16 protein-coding genes are annotated in these 15819 nt (G+C 72.6%); 3 read left to right on the forward strand and 13 right to left on the reverse strand.

The genetic code is table 11. From position 1 onward, the window contains the following. Positions 1 to 80: 80 nt before the first annotated feature. The 10 genes from FF100_RS15250 to FF100_RS15295 all read right to left on the reverse strand — a co-directional run bounded on the left by FF100_RS15250 (position 81) and on the right by FF100_RS15295 (position 8454). The gene (locus FF100_RS15250; RefSeq protein ID WP_139036512.1) at positions 81 to 647 is read right to left on the reverse strand and encodes a cytochrome b; all 567 of its coding nucleotides are present in this window, start codon (positions 645 to 647) and stop codon (positions 81 to 83) included. After that, complete coding sequence (locus tag FF100_RS15255; RefSeq protein WP_139036513.1) at positions 644 to 1756, reverse strand: catalase family peroxidase; 1113 nt, start codon at positions 1754 to 1756, stop codon at positions 644 to 646. Before FF100_RS15255 ends, FF100_RS15250 begins: the two co-directional genes overlap by 4 nt. Positions 1757 to 1763: 7 nt before the next feature. Beyond that, on the reverse strand, positions 1764 to 2534 hold the full coding sequence (locus FF100_RS15260; protein WP_139036514.1) for an anti-sigma factor family protein: 771 nt from the start codon (positions 2532 to 2534) through the stop codon (positions 1764 to 1766). After that, positions 2531 to 3073 carry a sigma-70 family RNA polymerase sigma factor gene (locus tag FF100_RS15265; protein WP_139036515.1) on the reverse strand — a complete coding sequence of 181 codons (543 nt, stop codon included), beginning with the start codon at positions 3071 to 3073 and terminating at the stop codon, positions 2531 to 2533. The genes FF100_RS15260 and FF100_RS15265 overlap by 4 nt, the downstream gene beginning before the upstream one ends. Positions 3074 to 3271: 198 nt before the next feature. After that, complete coding sequence (locus FF100_RS15270; RefSeq protein WP_246102087.1) at positions 3272 to 4081, reverse strand: adenylate/guanylate cyclase domain-containing protein; 810 nt, start codon at positions 4079 to 4081, stop codon at positions 3272 to 3274. A 221-nt stretch (positions 4082 to 4302) separates the two neighbouring features. Next, on the reverse strand, positions 4303 to 4434 hold the full coding sequence (locus tag FF100_RS38365; RefSeq protein ID WP_281287288.1) for a hypothetical protein: 132 nt from the start codon (positions 4432 to 4434) through the stop codon (positions 4303 to 4305). A gap of 357 nt (positions 4435 to 4791) precedes the next feature. Continuing rightward, positions 4792 to 6108, reverse strand: coding sequence for a glycosyltransferase (locus tag FF100_RS15280; protein ID WP_139036519.1), 1317 nt, complete (start codon positions 6106 to 6108; stop codon positions 4792 to 4794). 141 nt (positions 6109 to 6249) lie between these two features. After that, positions 6250 to 7488, reverse strand: coding sequence for a cytochrome P450 (locus tag FF100_RS15285; RefSeq protein ID WP_139036521.1), 1239 nt, complete (start codon positions 7486 to 7488; stop codon positions 6250 to 6252). Between the two features lie 50 nt (positions 7489 to 7538). After that, complete coding sequence (locus FF100_RS37065) at positions 7539 to 8006, reverse strand: hypothetical protein (RefSeq protein WP_171070178.1); 468 nt, start codon at positions 8004 to 8006, stop codon at positions 7539 to 7541. Positions 8007 to 8145: 139 nt separating this feature from the next. Beyond that, positions 8146 to 8454: a hypothetical protein gene (locus FF100_RS15295; protein WP_139036522.1), complete on the reverse strand. Its 309-nt coding sequence runs from the start codon at positions 8452 to 8454 to the stop codon at positions 8146 to 8148. A gap of 349 nt (positions 8455 to 8803) precedes the next feature. Here FF100_RS15295 and FF100_RS15300 point away from each other — a divergent pair, with 349 nt between their 5' ends. From FF100_RS15300 to FF100_RS15310, 3 genes are read left to right on the forward strand one after another with little or no spacing between them, the layout of a single operon-like run. After that, positions 8804 to 9589, forward strand: coding sequence for a response regulator (locus FF100_RS15300; protein ID WP_139036524.1), 786 nt, complete (start codon positions 8804 to 8806; stop codon positions 9587 to 9589). A gap of 2 nt (positions 9590 to 9591) precedes the next feature. Further along, positions 9592 to 10635 carry a cytochrome-c peroxidase gene (locus FF100_RS15305; protein WP_139036526.1) on the forward strand — a complete coding sequence of 348 codons (1044 nt, stop codon included), beginning with the start codon at positions 9592 to 9594 and terminating at the stop codon, positions 10633 to 10635. A gap of 16 nt (positions 10636 to 10651) precedes the next feature. Further along, on the forward strand, positions 10652 to 13228 hold the full coding sequence (locus FF100_RS15310; protein ID WP_139036527.1) for a DAHL domain-containing protein: 2577 nt from the start codon (positions 10652 to 10654) through the stop codon (positions 13226 to 13228). 213 nt (positions 13229 to 13441) lie between these two features. Here the strand turns inward: FF100_RS15310 and FF100_RS15315 are convergent, their stop codons facing one another. The 3 genes from FF100_RS15315 to FF100_RS15325 all read right to left on the reverse strand — a co-directional run bounded on the left by FF100_RS15315 (position 13442) and on the right by FF100_RS15325 (position 15812). Next, positions 13442 to 13972: a VOC family protein gene (locus FF100_RS15315; protein WP_139036530.1), complete on the reverse strand. Its 531-nt coding sequence runs from the start codon at positions 13970 to 13972 to the stop codon at positions 13442 to 13444. A gap of 115 nt (positions 13973 to 14087) precedes the next feature. Beyond that, positions 14088 to 14936, reverse strand: coding sequence for an alpha/beta fold hydrolase (locus FF100_RS15320; protein WP_139036532.1), 849 nt, complete (start codon positions 14934 to 14936; stop codon positions 14088 to 14090). A gap of 51 nt (positions 14937 to 14987) precedes the next feature. Then, positions 14988 to 15812: an oxidoreductase gene (locus FF100_RS15325; RefSeq protein ID WP_139036534.1), complete on the reverse strand. Its 825-nt coding sequence runs from the start codon at positions 15810 to 15812 to the stop codon at positions 14988 to 14990. Between the last annotated feature and the right edge of the window lie 7 nt (positions 15813 to 15819).

The raw sequence follows: 15819 nt of genomic DNA on the forward strand, positions 1-15819 counted from the left end.
TCGACAATCGAACATTTCATCTGTGCCGCTCGCGACCACGGTCGTGCTCAGGCACCGAGCAGGTGCGACGGTTGTCCGGGTCATGCGTCCGCCCGGAGCCCCGTAGCCGGGCGGCGGCGTCGCCAGGGAGCCATGCTGGCGAATACGCCGTCCCGGCGGATCAGGGCGTGGAGCAGCGCCGCCCCGAGATGGGCGAGGACGAGGCAGAACAGCGCGTAGGCCAGCACGCCGTGGAGCGCGCGCAGCCAGGCGTAGGCGAGCGGGCTGTGGGGCAGGATCGGCGGCAGCACGAACGACCCGCCGAGGGCCACCGGATCGCGTGCCGCCGACAGCATCGCCCAGCCGATGATGGGCATGGCCAGCATGAGGCCGTAGAGGGCGACGTGCGAGGCATGCGCGGCCCGCCGCTGCCACCCGGGCAGATCCGCCGGCAGGGTCGGCGGCGGATGGCGCCAGCGGTTCGCCAGCCGCACGACGACGAGGAGCAGGATCAGGAGGCCGAGCGGACGGTGCACCCCGACCAGCACGTGATAGTCGGCCAGCGAGGCCACCATCGCCACGCCGATCAGCAGCATGGCCAGGATCGCCGCCGCCATGCTCCAGTGGAGCAGGCGCGCGAGGAGGTTGAAGCGGGGCAGGTCGCTCACAGGCCGGCTCCTCGGGCAGGCGCCGCCGCAACGGCGCTCGGGCTCTTCTCCTCGCCGGCCCGGCGGGTGAAGGAGCGGGCATAGGCGGCGGAGCGGGCGCTCAGCAGCGGATCGTCGGACGGCGCGATGCCGTCCGGCAGGACGAGCGGGTCGAAATTGACGTCCTGGCAATGGCCTGCCGTCTCGGGCTCCGCGCCCGTGAGGGTGAGCGTGCCGAGATCGACGGTCTCGCGATCCGAGGGCCAGGGCAGCGTCGCGTCCGCGACGGCATCGTCCGGCCGGCCGAGCGTCGCGACGAGGTGCCAGCTTAGCGGCCCCTGGCGGAGCTGCGCGGCGAGGTCGTCGAACAGGAAGTTCTTATCGGCCCGCGCGGCCTGCGCGGCATTCTCCGGCGCAGACGCCCGCTCCGGCACGGCGGCCCAGCGCACCGGCGTCGCACTTCCGTCGGCGGCCATGAACCGGAAGGCGTTCAGGCCCCAGTAGGTGCTGTCGGCAAAGCCCGAGGTGATCGTGCGCGCCTTGATCAGGGCGGCGGCCTTCGCGCTCTCCGGATGCGCGGCGAAGAAGGCCTTCAGGCGCTCCGGATCGGGTTTGCCGGTCGCCGGATCGGGCTTGGCGGCGAGCAGCTGGTCGTAGAACGCCTCGGGGGTGCGCACCGGGAAGACCGGGATGGTGTTCATGCCGGTGCGCCACTCCTCGCCGTCCGGCAGCCGGAAGCGCAGGGCGAGGCTGCGCACCGTGGTCTCGGCATCCGCCGCGTAGGGCTGCCCGCCCGCCAGCGCCACCCGTCCCTCGACGGGCGTCACCTGCCCGGCCGCGAACAGGCTCGCCGTCGAGAGCCTGGCGCCGGCGCCGCCAGCGGCGAAGCGGCCCGACACGCACAGGCCCTTGGCGTGGTTGCGCCGGAAGCCGGGATGCCGACCGTTCACCTCCTCGAGGCGGTCGACGATGCGGGCGGGCGTCAGCGCGCCCGGCGACAGCCAGCCGCCCGCATAGGCGAAGGTGCCCGCCCCTGCCGCCAGCACCACACCGATGGCGGAGAGCCGCAGCAGCAGGGAGCGTGTGGTCATTCCCGGGGGGGCGCCGGTCAGGTCGTGCAACAGGGTCATGGCAGCCTCAGGTGTTCGCCGCGGTCGTGCGGCGGATCTCGTTGGCGAGGGGGTGCAGGCCGGCCATGCCGGCCGGGCCCACGAGGCTGTAGCCGAGCCCGCCCCTGGCCCAGGCGTAGCCGGTGGCCGACCCGGATTGGTGCTCGCGCATCGGCGCATCGCCCGGCTCACCCATTCGGCGCATCAGCATGACGAGGCGCGTGCCACGGGAATCGTCGTACATCAGCAGGCCCGCAGGCCCGTGAGGCGTCGCGACGAGGCGCCCACCCATCAGGCGATAGCCGGCCGCGCTCAGGTCCGGCACGCCGACCGGGCGCGCGAGCCGGGCGGAGAACCAGCGGGCGATCTCGTCGCGGTCGCCGGCGAGCTCGACCGGCCGGGCCCGGTCCGGCGCATAGACTGCGAAGCTCGCGCTCGCCTCCTGCGCCAGGGCATCGACGCCGGCCGGGACCGGCGCGAGCACGCCGTGCAGAGTCCAGCCGCCGAGACCGCCGAGGGTCAGGAACAACGCTGCGGCCGCGGCCTGCCGGATCGCAAGCCGCGGGCGCCGCCGTGCCTCGGCGATATGCGCGAGGTCGAGCCGGGCCGGGACCGGCTCGTCCAGCAGGGGCGCGAAGGCGGCGCGCAGGTCCCGGGCGAGGATCCGCAGGCGCTCGACGCGCGCGCGCGCATCGGGGCTGCCGGCGAGATAGGCCTCGACCTCGACCCGGCGGGCGGGGTCGAGCCGGTCGTCGACGAGGGCCTGGAGATCGTCCTCGTTGATCGGGCGCGCGGTCACTTCACCCTCCTGAGCAGCGGGCGCTTGAGCGGGGGACGTTTGGCGGAACCGGCGCCGGAGCCGTCCATGAGCTGGACCATCCGGTCGCGGGCGCGCGACAGGCGCGACATCACGGTGCCGGTCGGGATGGCGAGCACCCGCGCGGCCTCGGCGTAGGACAGCCCCTCCACGGTGACGAGCAGCAGCACGCTGCGCTGCTCCTCGGGCAGGGCGTCGAGCGCCGCCATCAGGTCGCGGTGGCGCAAGGCCTCGTCCTGGCTCGGGGTGACCGACAGGCTCGCCTCCGGCGCGTCCTCGACGGGCACATGCGCACCGCGCCGGGCGCGCCGGCGCATCTGGCTGACCGCGAGGTTGTGCAGGATCGCGTAGAGCCAGGTGCGGGCGTCGCCGTCGGACCGACGCTGGTGCCAGCGGCTCACCGCGCGCTCCAGGCAGTCCTGGACGAGGTCGTCGGCATCGGCAGGGTCGCGCAGGAGGGCCCGGGCGTAGCGGCGCAGGGACGGGATCAGCGGCTCGATGCGCCGCATCATGTCGCTCACGGCCAGCCTCCCGGCATGCGCACCTCTCCTGTCGTCACGGGCGCTCTGCGCGAGGGCGAGGCGGCCCGACCCGAACAAGGACGCCGCCTCGCCCGCGTTATTCCGCCGGCCGCCGAATTTTTTTCGCGACGCGGCCGAGGCGGCATCGGCGGGAGCGGATCGGCGGCCCGGGCAGGCGTGAGGGAGCGCATGCGCCGGTCACTCCGTTTCGATCGGACGCGCCCCGGTCCGCCCGGTCTCCAGCCGGAGGGCGAAGAGGCGCCGGATGGTCCGGGCTCCCCGCACCGGCTGAACCGCCGCGACCCGCGCCTCCCCGCACGCGGCGGCCCGCATCACCGCCTCCGACACGAGGCAGTCGCAGGCGAGCGTGCGGGTCATCTGCTCGAGGCGGCGGGCCACGTTGACGGTGTCGCCCACCGCGGTGAACTCGACGCGCCGCACCCCGATGGCGCCGACGAAGACCGGGCCACGGTGCAGGCCGATCCCGATCCGGACCGGCGGCAGGCCGGCCCGTTCGCGCTCGCGGCTCCAGTCCTGCATCGCCGCCGCGAGGGCATGCGCCGCCGCGACGGCGCGGTCGGCATCCCCGGATGCAGGCTCCGCCACCCCGAACACCGCCATCACCTCGTCGCCGACGAACTTGTCGACGAGGCCGCCCGCCGCCTCGACGGCCCGCGCGGCGCGGACCCGGAACTCGGCGAGGAACGCGGCGACGCCGGCGGGGGCCAGGCCCTCGCAGAGGCGGGTGAAGCCTCGGATATCGGCGAAGAGCACCGTCGCCTCCTGCTCCCACCCGGTGTGCGGGGCAGCGGGATCGGAGTCGGCGACCAGCCGGGCGATCTCCGGTGCGGTCAGGCGCGCGAGGTTGCTGCGCTGGCGGACCGCCTCCTCCTCGGCACCGCGCAGGCGCCGGACCCGCAGCGAGAGCCAGGCCAGGGCGAGCCCGGCGAGGCCGAGGGTGACGGGCTCGGGCGCGGTCGCGGCCGCGAGGCCGAGGAGAAGCGGCATCGGCGCTGCCGCGAGGAGCGCGCCGTGCCCGGCGGCCGAGGCGGCAAGGGAACGGGCAAGGGAACGGGCAAGGGAACGGGCAAGGGAACGGGCAAGGGAGCGGGCAACGGCAAGGGAGCGGCGCAGGGAGCGGCGGGCGGGCCGAACCGCTCGCGCCCACCGAAGCCCGGGGCGGGCGCCTGCCATCTCGGCGCAGGCCTGCGGAAGCGATATCGCCGACATCAGCAGCCCGTGCAGACGCGGGCGATGATGCGCTGCGCCTTGACGTGCTCGCGCTCGACGGCAGGAGGCCGGAACTCCCGACCCGCCGGGGACGGCAGGGCGGGCGGGATCGCATTCCCGGGCTGCGCCACGCGCGGGTCCGGCTGCGATCGCGCCGTCGTCGGCGCCGCCAGGCACAGGAGAAGGGCTCCGGTCGCGGCGACAGCCGCACGTCTCGTCCGGGAAGCGATCATGATCTGGTGCTCCTGATGATGAAACCCCAGAACTAGATGTCCGATCTTTCGTCGAGATGTCATGGCGACGATACTCGACTACATCGGCAATCAGAATATGATTTCTTTCGACGCCCGAAAACAGCATTCTTTGTCGAATGAGAACGCCGACGGCACCCGGTCCAGCAGGCCGGGTGCCGTCATCTCGGCGGACGGGGCGGGTGCCGGCTGCGCGGCGCTCCACGGCCATCTCCGGCATCGCCGCAGCGCTGCCCGTCAGGCGGCGCTGCGGCTGCGGCTGCCGCCGTACCGGGCCAGAACGTGCAGGATCTCGGTCTTCGCATCGTACCCCGCCAGTTCGGCGGCAAGGCGCCGCGCCGTCCGGCGATGGCCGGGCTCGTCGAGCACGGTCCGCACCGCCCGCCGGATCGCCTCCGGGGTCGGGGCGTTCGTGGCGAGGTCGATCCCGGCCCCCGACCACGCGATGCGGGCGTTCACCTCGGCCTTGTCCTCGGTGAGGCCGGCGCCGACGAGCGGGATCCCGACGCCCAGGGCCTGGTTGACGCTGCCGTAGCCGCCATTGGTCACCATGGCGTCGATCCGGGGCAGCAGCCACTCGAAGGGCAGGTAGGACGCGAGCCGCGCATTGGCCGGGACCGCACCCGCAACCGCGTCGCGGATCGCGTCGAGCCCCCGCCCTCCCCCGGTCACGACGGTCAGGACGTCGGGCTCACCGGCGAGGCCTGCGAGGGCCGGGCCGACGAGCAGCCCGAAATCGTGGTTCGCGACCGTTCCCTGCGTGACGAGCACGACGTTCCGGCTGCCGTCGAGGTCGCCCGCCCAGGGCGGGAGCAGCGCCTGGCCCGGGACGATCGGCAGGGCCCCGACGAAGCGGACGGTCGAGGGATAGGCGAAAGGGTACTCGAAGCCCGGGGCGGTGAGCTGCAGGTAGGTGTCGGCGAGCCGCACCACCGCGTCGAAGAGCGGCCAGGGCGGGGACCTGTAGCCGAACTCGGCCAGCACGGCGGCGAGCCTCCGCCCGACTGGCCGGTCGACCGCCGCGTCGTAGGCCTCGGCCATCCGCGCGTAGACCGCCTCCTGCTCCGACGATGCCGCCGGCGGCAGGCCCAGGAAGGCCGGGGCCCCGTCGGGGCGGGTGCAATGGAGGATCGAGGTGCCGCACAGGACGATGGCGGGCCGCTCCGCCCGCGGCCCGAGCAGGGACGGCAGGACGCCGAAGAACATGTCGTCGGCGATCACCACGGAGGCCGGAAAGGCCCGCAGATTTTCGCGCAGGCCCCGGTGCTGGTCGGAAATCCGCTCGATGAAGATCCTTTCCAGGGCGACGCGCAGCCAGTCCGGGCCGGGCGGGATCCGGGCCAGCTCGGGCACCACGCCCCGGAGGTCGCGCCCGTCGAAATCCGCGCTGCCCGGCAGGGCCGCGAAGCGGGCGCCCGCCGCCACGATGCGGTCGCGAAAGGCCGAGCCGGACAGGACCATGACCTCGTGGCCGTCCTCGGCCAGCATGCGGGCGATGGCGAGCAGGGGGTTGAGATGGCCCGTGGCGGGCGTCGAGCAGAGGAGGACCTTCATCGCGCGTCCTTGTCGGCAGGGGGGATGGTGGGGGCCGCGCGATCCGCCGCGCGCCCGGGAGCCAGGCTGGGGGCGGCCTGTTGCGGCGCGGCTGCGGATCGCGGCCGAAACGGTGACGGCCGCAACGGGCCGGCGTTGGCGCTAGGCGGCGACCCGCAGCGCATCGATGCGGCGGATGCCGCTATGGCCCCGGAGCACCGGCATCGCGCCTGCCAGGCGCAGGCACGGAGCGAGGCGCACCAGGGCGCGTAACGCCTCCTCCAGCTCGACCCGCGCCAGGGGCTCGCCGATGCACCGATGTGCGCCGCCGCCGAAGACCGGATGCAGGCGCGGCAGGTCGGCGCGCCGGATGTCGAACGTGTCGGGCCGGGCGTAGACCGTCTCGTCGCGGGACGCCGACATCGTCGAGAGCAGGACCAGTCTTCCCGCCGGCACGACGTACCCCTCGAGAGGGATGTCGTCCCGGGCGGCCCGCGCGGCGGAACCGACGCTCGGCTCGTAGCGCAGGGATTCCGCCACCGCGGCCGGAATCAGATCCGGGTCGCGGGCGACCGCCGCCCATTGCTCCGGGTGGCGCAGCAGCAGAGCCGCCTGCATCGCCCCGGCGACCCGGGTCGTGTCGGTGCCGCCGACGATCATCTGCACGATCTGGACGACCACCTCCTGCGGCGTGAGCTCGCCCGTCGCCTCGGCCTCCGCGAGAAACCGCGACAGGAGGTCGTCCCGCGGCGCCGATCGCCGCGCCGCGAGGAGCGCTTCGACATAGTCCTTGAGCGCCACCGCCGCCGCCTCGAGATCCGGGATGTCCTCCGGTCCGAAGCTGAAGCTCAGCACCCGGGAGACGTCGTAGGCGAGCCGCGTGAAGCGCGGGACGTCCTCGCGCGGCAGGCCGAGGATGTCGGCGATCGTCCGGGCCGGGATCAGGGCGGTGTAGCGCGCGACGAGGTCGATCTCGCCCTCAGGCATCCATTCCCGGACGAGGCCCTCCGCGGCGGCGCGGATCCGCGGCCGCACGCCCTCGATCATCCGCGCCGCGAAGGTGCGGGTGAAGGGCGAACGGCGCCGGCGATGGGCCGCCCCGTTGGCGGTGAGCATGCCGTGCGCGAACAGGTCGAACAGCGCGCCCTCGCGGATCCCGCGCGTCTCCGGGTACAGCGTCTCCGTCGCCTGGAGGCGGGGGTCGCGCATCAGCCGGTCGACATCGGCGGCGCGCAGGACGAGGGCGCCCGCGACCTCGTGGCCGACGAAGGGCAGCCGGGGCCGCCAGGCACGGAACACCCCGTGCGGATCGGCCTCCAGCTCCGCCACCGTCAGCGTCGGAACGCCCTCCGCAGGCCGGATCGGGCCGGCAGGCAGAATCGGGTCTTCGGGTCCATCCATCGGTCGGTCCTCGCTGCCTTGCTGGCGCGAGAATGTTTCGGGACCCCAAGCTACCGGATGATGTCGGATGCCCGATCGATGATGACGGCTGCAACATTCGGCGCACCGCACAGCTCGACAGCGAGAACGGGCCGATCGGAAGCTTCTGTCAGCCCCGAACTGTGCGCCGGAACACGTCCCCTGCGGGACGTTTCATGCGTCATATCACCCGACATCATGCGGTAACCCGGCTCATCGAGACATCGCTCCGCTTGGTGGAAGGAGACGACCTCATGGTTGCAGGACGTGGACAGACCGACGACGCCTTCGAAACGCAGCTGAGGCACGCGATCACGACATTCGTGCTCGGCGGCATGCCTCACGGACCTGCGGACGGTCGTGACCTCGTCGCGCGCCTGAGGCACTACGAGCAGCAGCCACGGCTGAGTTCCCAGACACGCCAGGTCATCGCCTCGGCGCGCCGTCTTCTCGGCGACGAAGCCGGGGGTGGGGCGCGAGCCGTGACGAAGGATCGCCACGGGGGCGGCGATCGCGGAACGTCGTCCGACGATCGGAAGCCCGTCCGCGACCAGAGATCGGTCCGACCGTAAGGGCCCTGCCGAACGATCCTCGGTTCGAGGAGAGCACGTCACGACCGCGCTGCAATCGCGACGTGCTCTAGGTCTCTGGTTTTACAGGAATTTCTGCGATGAACCGGTATCGACTTCGTTGGACGATGCTCTCACGGCGCCTCGCCCGGCTCAGATCGCGCAGACAGTCGAGGGAGCTCGAATGCGTATGGTGAATGCAGCCGCCATGGGCAAAGCCGACCACCAGCGCGTCGAGCAGCCATCGCTTGAAGCCGCCATGCCCCGGGCCTCGGGCGGGCTCCGCGAAGCCGGCGATCCCCCGGCGCTCGGGCCCGGTCTCACGGGGATGGCGGCGGCGACGGGAACGAGAACCGTCTCGCCCGGAATCGATCGTCATCGCCTCCGTGATGCGGGCGGGCGATCGTGGTCCGCGACGAGTTACGGCGCGGTTTCGGGTGATGCCGGGCTTCGTTACGACGGTCACGGCGACGGCTTTGACTGGCAGACAGGACCATCTCCGGCGCGCATGCTCGCCCTGTGCTGTCGCGCACAGGATGAAGGGCCCAACATTGCAAACGGCGTGGTATCAACCCAGCCGTGCAAGACCCGACGTCCGTCAATTTCAGGACGAGACACCGGAACGGCCCGACCGTCTTTCGGCGATCGTCCGGCCGGCCGTCCCGGTCTTCGAGCCGGCGCGTCGGGATCGTGCCGTCGCGGCGTCCCGTCGCGAAGCGGAGTTCGCCATGATCGAACCCAGTCTGGACCGGGGCCAGGGTCGCAGCACGCGACCGGGCCCGACGCGGATCCTCCTCGTCGAGGACGATGCGGGAATGCAGCGCATCGTCTCGGAGCACTTCGCCGACCACGACGTCGACGTCACCCCGGCCGCCAACCGGGCGGAGGCGGAGCGGCGGCTTGCGGAAGGCGGCTTCGACCTCGTGGTGCTCGACCTGCGGCTCGGCTCCGAGAACGGCCTCGACCTGCTGCGCGACCTGCGCGCCAGGAGCGACCTGCCGGTGATCATCACCACCGGCCATCGCCGCGACGAGATCGACCGGGTGATCGGCCTCGAGCTCGGCGCGGACGATTACCTCGTCAAGCCCTACGGCCTGCGCGAGCTGCTCGCGCGGGTGCGGGTCGTCCTGCGGCGGGCCGAGGTCGCGCCCGCCGCGGCGCGGGGGCAGGAATCCGGCAAGGATGCCCCTCAGGACTCGCACCGTAGCCGCTTCGACGGCTGGGTGCTCGACCGGCGCCGCCGGCGCCTCACCAACCCCGCCGGGGCGGACGTCGCCCTCAGCAAGGGCGAGTATGCGCTGCTGGTGGCCTTTCTCGATGCTCCCCAGCGCCCCTTGAGCCGCGAGCATCTCCTGCAGGCCACGCGGGTCCACGAGGACGTGTTCGACCGCAGCATCGATGTCCAGATCCTGCGGCTGCGCCGCAAGCTGGAGGTCGATCCGAGCGCGCCGCGCCTGATCGTCACCGAGCGCGGCGTCGGCTACGTCCTCGCCACCACCGTCGAGAGGCTCTAGCCGTGGCCGCGTTCCGCCCCGCCCGGATCCTCGCGGTCACCCTCGCGGCTGTCCTCGCCGGGAGCGCGGTCGCCGTCCTGGCTCCCCTCGCCCGGGAGCGGCCGGCCGAGGGGCCGACGACAAAGGGGCCGGCGACGGATCCGCTGCCCGCGGAGGCCGTGGCGGCGCTCGCCGTCATCACCCCGGTTCCGGGCAGCCTCGGGGCGGATCCCGCGAGAGCAGCCCTCGGCCGGACCCTGTTCTCCGACGCGCGGCTGTCCCGCGGGGGCGACCGCGCCTGCATCACCTGTCACGACATCCGCACCAACGGCGCGAGCGCGGTGGCGCGGGACCTGACGGCCGACCGCAGGCCGCTCGCGCGCAACACGCCGTCGGTCTTCAACGCAGCCTTGAGCTTCCGCCTCGGGTGGGCCGGCGAGATCCCGACTTTGCAGGATCAGGCCGAGGCCGATCTGACGCGCCCGGAATTCCTGGGCGGGTCCTGGCCCGCCATCCTGGCGGTGATCCGCGCCGATCCGGTGCTCGCCGGCCGGTTCCGGTCGGCCTTCGGTCGGGACGCCGACCGGGCGGCGGTGATCGATGCGGTCGTCAGCTTCGAGCGCAGCCTGCTCACCCCGGACAGCCGCTTCGACCGATGGATGCGCGGCGAGAGCGGCGCCGTCACCGAGGCGGAGCGGGCGGGCTACGCTTTATTCCGGGGCATCGGCTGCGCGGCCTGCCACCAGGGCGTCAATGTCGGGGCCAACCTGTTCGAGAAGGTCGGGATCTTCGTCGCGATCCCCGACAAGGCCGCCGAGGTGCTGCGGGTGCCGAGCCTGCGCAACGTCGCGGTCACGGCGCCCTACTTCGACGACGGCAGCGTCGCCACGCTCGCCGAGGCGGTCAGGCTGATGGCCCGGGTCCAGCTCGGCCGGGAGCTGACCGCCGCGCAGGCCGACGCGATCGTGGCGTTCCTCGGCACCCTGACCGGCTCCTACGAGGGACGCCCCCTGACGGCGCCGCGGGCACCCGGCATCGCGGTGCCGCCGCCGCAGCCGAGAGGCTGACCCCCATGAGGCGCGCATGAGGCTCACCGTTCAGGCGACTGTGCTCGGCGCGCTCCTGGCCGCCCTGCTCACCTGGCTGATGATCAACGGCAAGGGCGAGCTGGACGCCGATCACCTGCGGACGCAGCGCAGTGTCGACGCCCTCGCGCTCGCCGAATCCCGGCTGCAGCACGACGTGCTCCGGGCGCGGACGGGCCTCCTGCGCAACTACGACCCGATCGTGGCGCATGTTCGGGAGATGGAGGAGGCGCTGGCCGGGCTGCGCGCGGCGAGCGGCCAGGATGACCCCGCGATGCGCGCCCTGACGGAGGCGATCGCCAGGGAGGCGCAGATGGCCGAGCGCTTCAAGACCGGAAACGCCCTCGTTCAGAACTCGATCGCGTATTTCGATTCCCTGAGCGACCGCCTCTCCGACACGGATGTCGACGTGCGGCTCGCCCAGGCGGTCGCGGCCATTCAGGTTCGGGTCTCGGAACTCGCCCGGGACGCGACGCGTGAGCGGATCGAGGACATCCGCGTCCGGCTCGATGCCCTCGCGTCCGGCGACTTGGCGTCCGGCGACTTGGCGTCCACCGGCTCGGCGTCCACCGGCTCGGCGTCGGGCGGCTCGGCGTCCGGCGCTCCCGCGGCGGACCGGGCGGCGGACATCGCCGCCATCGTCCTGCACGGACGCCAGCTCCTCGACCTGCTGCCGCAGGTCGACGCCGCCACCCGCTCGCTGCCGGCCTCGTCGAGCGAGGCGGCGCGGCGCGCCCTCCTCGATGCCCGCCGCGCCCTGAAGGACCGGCGTCAGGCCCGCGCCGACGGCTTCCGCCTCGCGCTCTACGCGGCCGCCCTCGCCCTGGTGGCCCTGGTGATCCGCGTCGGCCTGCTGATGCGGGCGGGGACCGTCTGCTTGCGCCGGACGATCGCCTTCCAGCTCGTGGTCGCCCAGGCCGCGAACCGCTTCCTGGCGAGCCAGCCCGACGAGATCTCCGCCTGCATCGGCGAGGTTCTCGCGATGATCGGCGAGGGCCTGGGCGTGGATCACGGCTACGTGCTCATGCTCGACGGGAGCGACGCGGTCCACCTCTGGGGCCGGGCCGGCCGCCCGCTTCCCCTCGGCTGGCCGCGGGCGCAGCGCGACCTGATCCCCGACATCCTCGCCGTGCCCGACGACCACCTCTTCGTCGAGGCCGCCGCGGGCACCGGCCCGCCGGCCCTGGTGCGGGCGCTCGCCATGCGCGGCGTCGTCTCGTGGACCGGCGCGCGGCTGCGCCGCGGGGATCGGATCGTCGGCGTGATGTGCTTCGAGCGCGGCAGCCCGCAACCGGCCTGGCTGCGGCACTCGCGCGGCCTTCTGCAGATCGGGGCCGACAGCTTCGGGGCGGCCCTGGAGCGCCAGCACGTCTGGGCCGAGCGCCGCGAGATCGAGGCCACCTTGCGGCGCGCGCAGAGGCTGGAGGCGATCGGCATCTTCGCCAGCGGCGTGGCCCACAACATCAACAACGTGCTCAACGTCATGCTCGGCCACGCCGAGATCGCCGCCGACGCCCTGCCGGCCGACCCGCGCCGGGCCGCCCGGCAGATCGATCTCCTGGTCCGGGCGGGCGGCCGGGCGCGCGAGATCGCCGGACAGATCCTCGATTACGGCCGGCGGGGCTCCGCTTCGCGGGCGACGAGCGTCGTCGAGGCGGTCGTGGCCGAGACGGTGGCCCAGATCCGCACCTCGACGACCGACCCGGCGGCGATCCGCCTCGCCGGGACCGCGGACGGCGCGGTCGTCGAGGGCGAGCCGGCGCAGTTGCAGCAGGTGGTCCACAACCTGATCCGCAATGCCCTCCAGGCCTCCGATCCGGGCGGGGCGGTCGACGTGCAACTCGAACGCGTCCCCTTGCGCGAGCGGCGGATTCTCTCGCACGGCGAGCTGGGCCCCGGCGAGTACGTCTGCATCCGCGTCGCCGATCAAGGCCGCGGCATGGATACGGCCACGCTCGCGCGGATCTTCGAGCCGTTCTTCACCACCCGCCCGGCCGGGACCGGGCTCGGCCTCGCCACCGCGTTCGAGTTCGTCCAGGAGCAGGACGGTGCCTTCCACGTGCGCAGCGCTCCGGCAGCGGGCAGCGCGTTCGAGGTCTGGTTGCCGGTCTGCCCGCAGGCCGGGCCGGCGGTCGCTGCCGTCGGCGGCACCGTGATGATCGTCGGAAGCGCCCGCTCCGCGATCCAGGAGGACGAGGAGACCCTCGCGGCGCTGGGCTACGAGCCCGTCGGCTACGCCGATCCGGACGCGGCGCTGGCGGCGCTCCGCGCGGAGCCGGGACGCTTCGACCTGCTGATCGTCGAGAACCAGCCATCCGGACGTTTGGGGCTCACGTTCGCCCGCCGCGCCGCCCGGATCATCCATCGCCCCATCGTGCTCTCCCTGTCGGCCGCGGATACGGTGAGGCCGGAGGTGCTCTCGGCGATCCCCATCGTCGACGTCGCGCACCGGCCGTGGCGCTCGCATGCCCTCGCGCTCATGCTGCGGCGGCACCTGGGTTCGGACCTGCGAGGTTCCGCCCGGCACGGGAGAGCCGGGACTCGGGCGGCAACGCCGTCGCGGAGCCTCCACTGAACGGTCGGGACCGGTCGCGGCGGCATCTCGGAGCCTCGTCGGAGGAGGGATCCGCCCTGGACCGCGTACGAGGCAGGCGCGCCGCAGCAGTCGGTTTTCGGGCGACACACCGGCCCCGATGCGGGGCCGCGCGGCCTGGTGTGGCCCGCGCCTCCATGTCTTCGGGTCACGGGCTGTTGTGAGACAAAGGGTCGGCGAAAGCGGCTGCCGGTATCAGCCCTCGTCCTGCCACCGCCGCAGATCCGTCTGATCATGATAGGCCATGCGGTCGGGCGTCGTGATGAACTCGATCGTCGTACCCCAGGGCATCCGGCCGTAGCAGACCCGGTTTCCCGGACCCTTTTCGGTCGCGTAGGGAATGGCGCGCGGCGTGGTCAGGGGCGTGCCGCCCGCCTGCGCGAAGCGCGCGACCGACGCCTCGATGTCGTCGGTGTAGAGCGCGAAATGCGTGATGCCGAAGTCGCTGGCCCGGATCGGCTGGGCCTGGTCGGGGCCGTGCATCTCGAACAGCTCGATGTCGGCCCCGGTACCGATCTTGACCATCACCTGGCCGCGAACGACCGTTCCGGGAAACGCGCCGACCGCCCGCTCGAAGTCGGACCCCTGCCGCGGCGGATCCTGCGGTCCGAAGGACTGGTAGATCACCTGGCCGCCGAAGGCGTTCACCAGGAACGATGTCGCCGCCTCGATGTCCGGCACCGTGATGCCGATGTGATTGACGCCGCGAATGACGGGTGCGGACATGACACTCTCCTTCTTTGACGGGGATCGATCGCGACCCCTTGGTCGACCCCTCGACCAAGCTTTGCCCGCAGGGTCGCGGCCGGTTTGGCCCGCCCTGCCGCACGGGCTTTGGTTGTCACTCGGCCTCGAGGAACGCGATCAGGGCCGCCGCGACCTCGTGCGGCCGCTCGTCGGCGACGTAGTGGCCGCACCGGGCGATCGCGCCGCCCGTCACGGTGCCGGCGAACTCCTGCAGCATCGGCACCATCCGGGGGCCGAACCGCTGGTCTCCCCCTAAGCCGAGCACCGGTATCTCGAGCGGCCGCTTCTTGTACGCGAGGGCGGCCGCATGATCGGCGGCGAGGGTGCGATACCATTCCATGCCGCCGCGCGTGCGGCCGGGGCGCGCCATCGCCTGCGCGTAGATCTCGACGTCCGCCGGATCGAAGGTCCCGTGATCGTGGAACCGCTCGGCCATGAAGGTCGAGAGATAGTCGTATTCCCGGCCGTGGATCAGGCGCTCGGGCAGATCCCGGTGGCTGTGGAATCCGAAGTGCCAGAGCCTCGCGGTCGTCGCCTCCCATTCGGTCCAGCCGGGAAGCGGCACGTCGAGCACGGCGAGATGCGTGACCGCCTCCCGGTAGAGCGCCGCCTGCGGCAGCGCCACCATGCCGCCGATGTCGTGTCCGCACACCGCGTAGCGCTCGTGCCCGAGGGCGACCATGACCTCGTGCGCATCGCGCGCCATCGTCGCCTTGTCGTAGCCGTCGAGCGGACAGTCGGAGAAGCCCGCGCCGCGCAGATCGAGCGCCACCACGCTGAAGCGTTCGGCCAGCACCGGCATCACGTGGTGCCATTCCCACCAGGTCTCGGGCCAGCCGTGAAGGAGGAGTATCGGCGGGCCGGCGCCCCCGGTGACGGCGTTGAGCCTGATGCCGTTCGCCGGCACCAGTTGCTGGCTAAATCCCTGCAAAGTCGCGATCATGATCGCACCCCGGTCGGATGGTGGCGTGGAAACGGTGCGGCAGGCCGGCGCTCAGGGCCGATCGAAATCCGTCGCGATCGAGATCTCGCGCCAGGCCTCGAGATCGCGGCGAAATGCCGTCAGCTTCCGCTCGGCGATCGCGTGCGCGACCGGGCCGAGCGGCAGGTGAAGCGGAGCGTCGTCGGCATCGACCGCCCGCAGGATCACGGCCACGGCCTTGTCGGGATCGCCGGCCTGGTTGCCGTCGTTGGTCTCGCGATAATGCCGGCGCGAGCTCGCCGCATAGTCCGGCATCTCCCGTGCCGCCATGGTGATCGAGCGACCGAGGAAATCGGTGCGAAACGGCCCGGGCTCGACGATCAGCACGCGGATCCCGAAGGGTTCCAGTTCGCTCGCGAGCGCCTCGGACACGCCCTCCACGGCGAACTTGGCGGCATTGTAGTAGCCCCCTCCCCCGGCGCCCGCGATGCCGGCACCCGAGGACATGGTGACGATCGTGCCGCCCTTACGCCGCAGGGTGGGCAGGGCGGCCCGGGTGGTCTCGATGAGGCCGAAGACGTTCACCTCGAACATCGGTCGGTATTCCTCGGGCGTGCCCTCCTCGATCGCGCCGTACAATCCGTAGCCGGCATTGTTCACCAGCACGTCGAACCCGCCGAATGTCTCGACGGCCTTCGCCACCGCCGACCTCGCGGCCGCCGCATCCGTCACGTCGAGCGGCAGCGCGATCATGCGGCCGGCGAAGGGCGCCGCCATCTCGTCGATGGATGTGACGTCGCGAGCGGTCGCGACGACCCGATCGCCGCGCCGTGCCGCGGCGAGGGCCAGGCGCCGGCCAAAGCCGCTCGAGCAGCCGGTGATGAACCACGTCTTCATCGCTGGG

Origin of the sequence: Methylobacterium terricola (assembly GCF_006151805.1) — a bacterium.
GTDB lineage: Bacteria > Pseudomonadota > Alphaproteobacteria > Rhizobiales > Beijerinckiaceae > Methylobacterium > Methylobacterium terricola.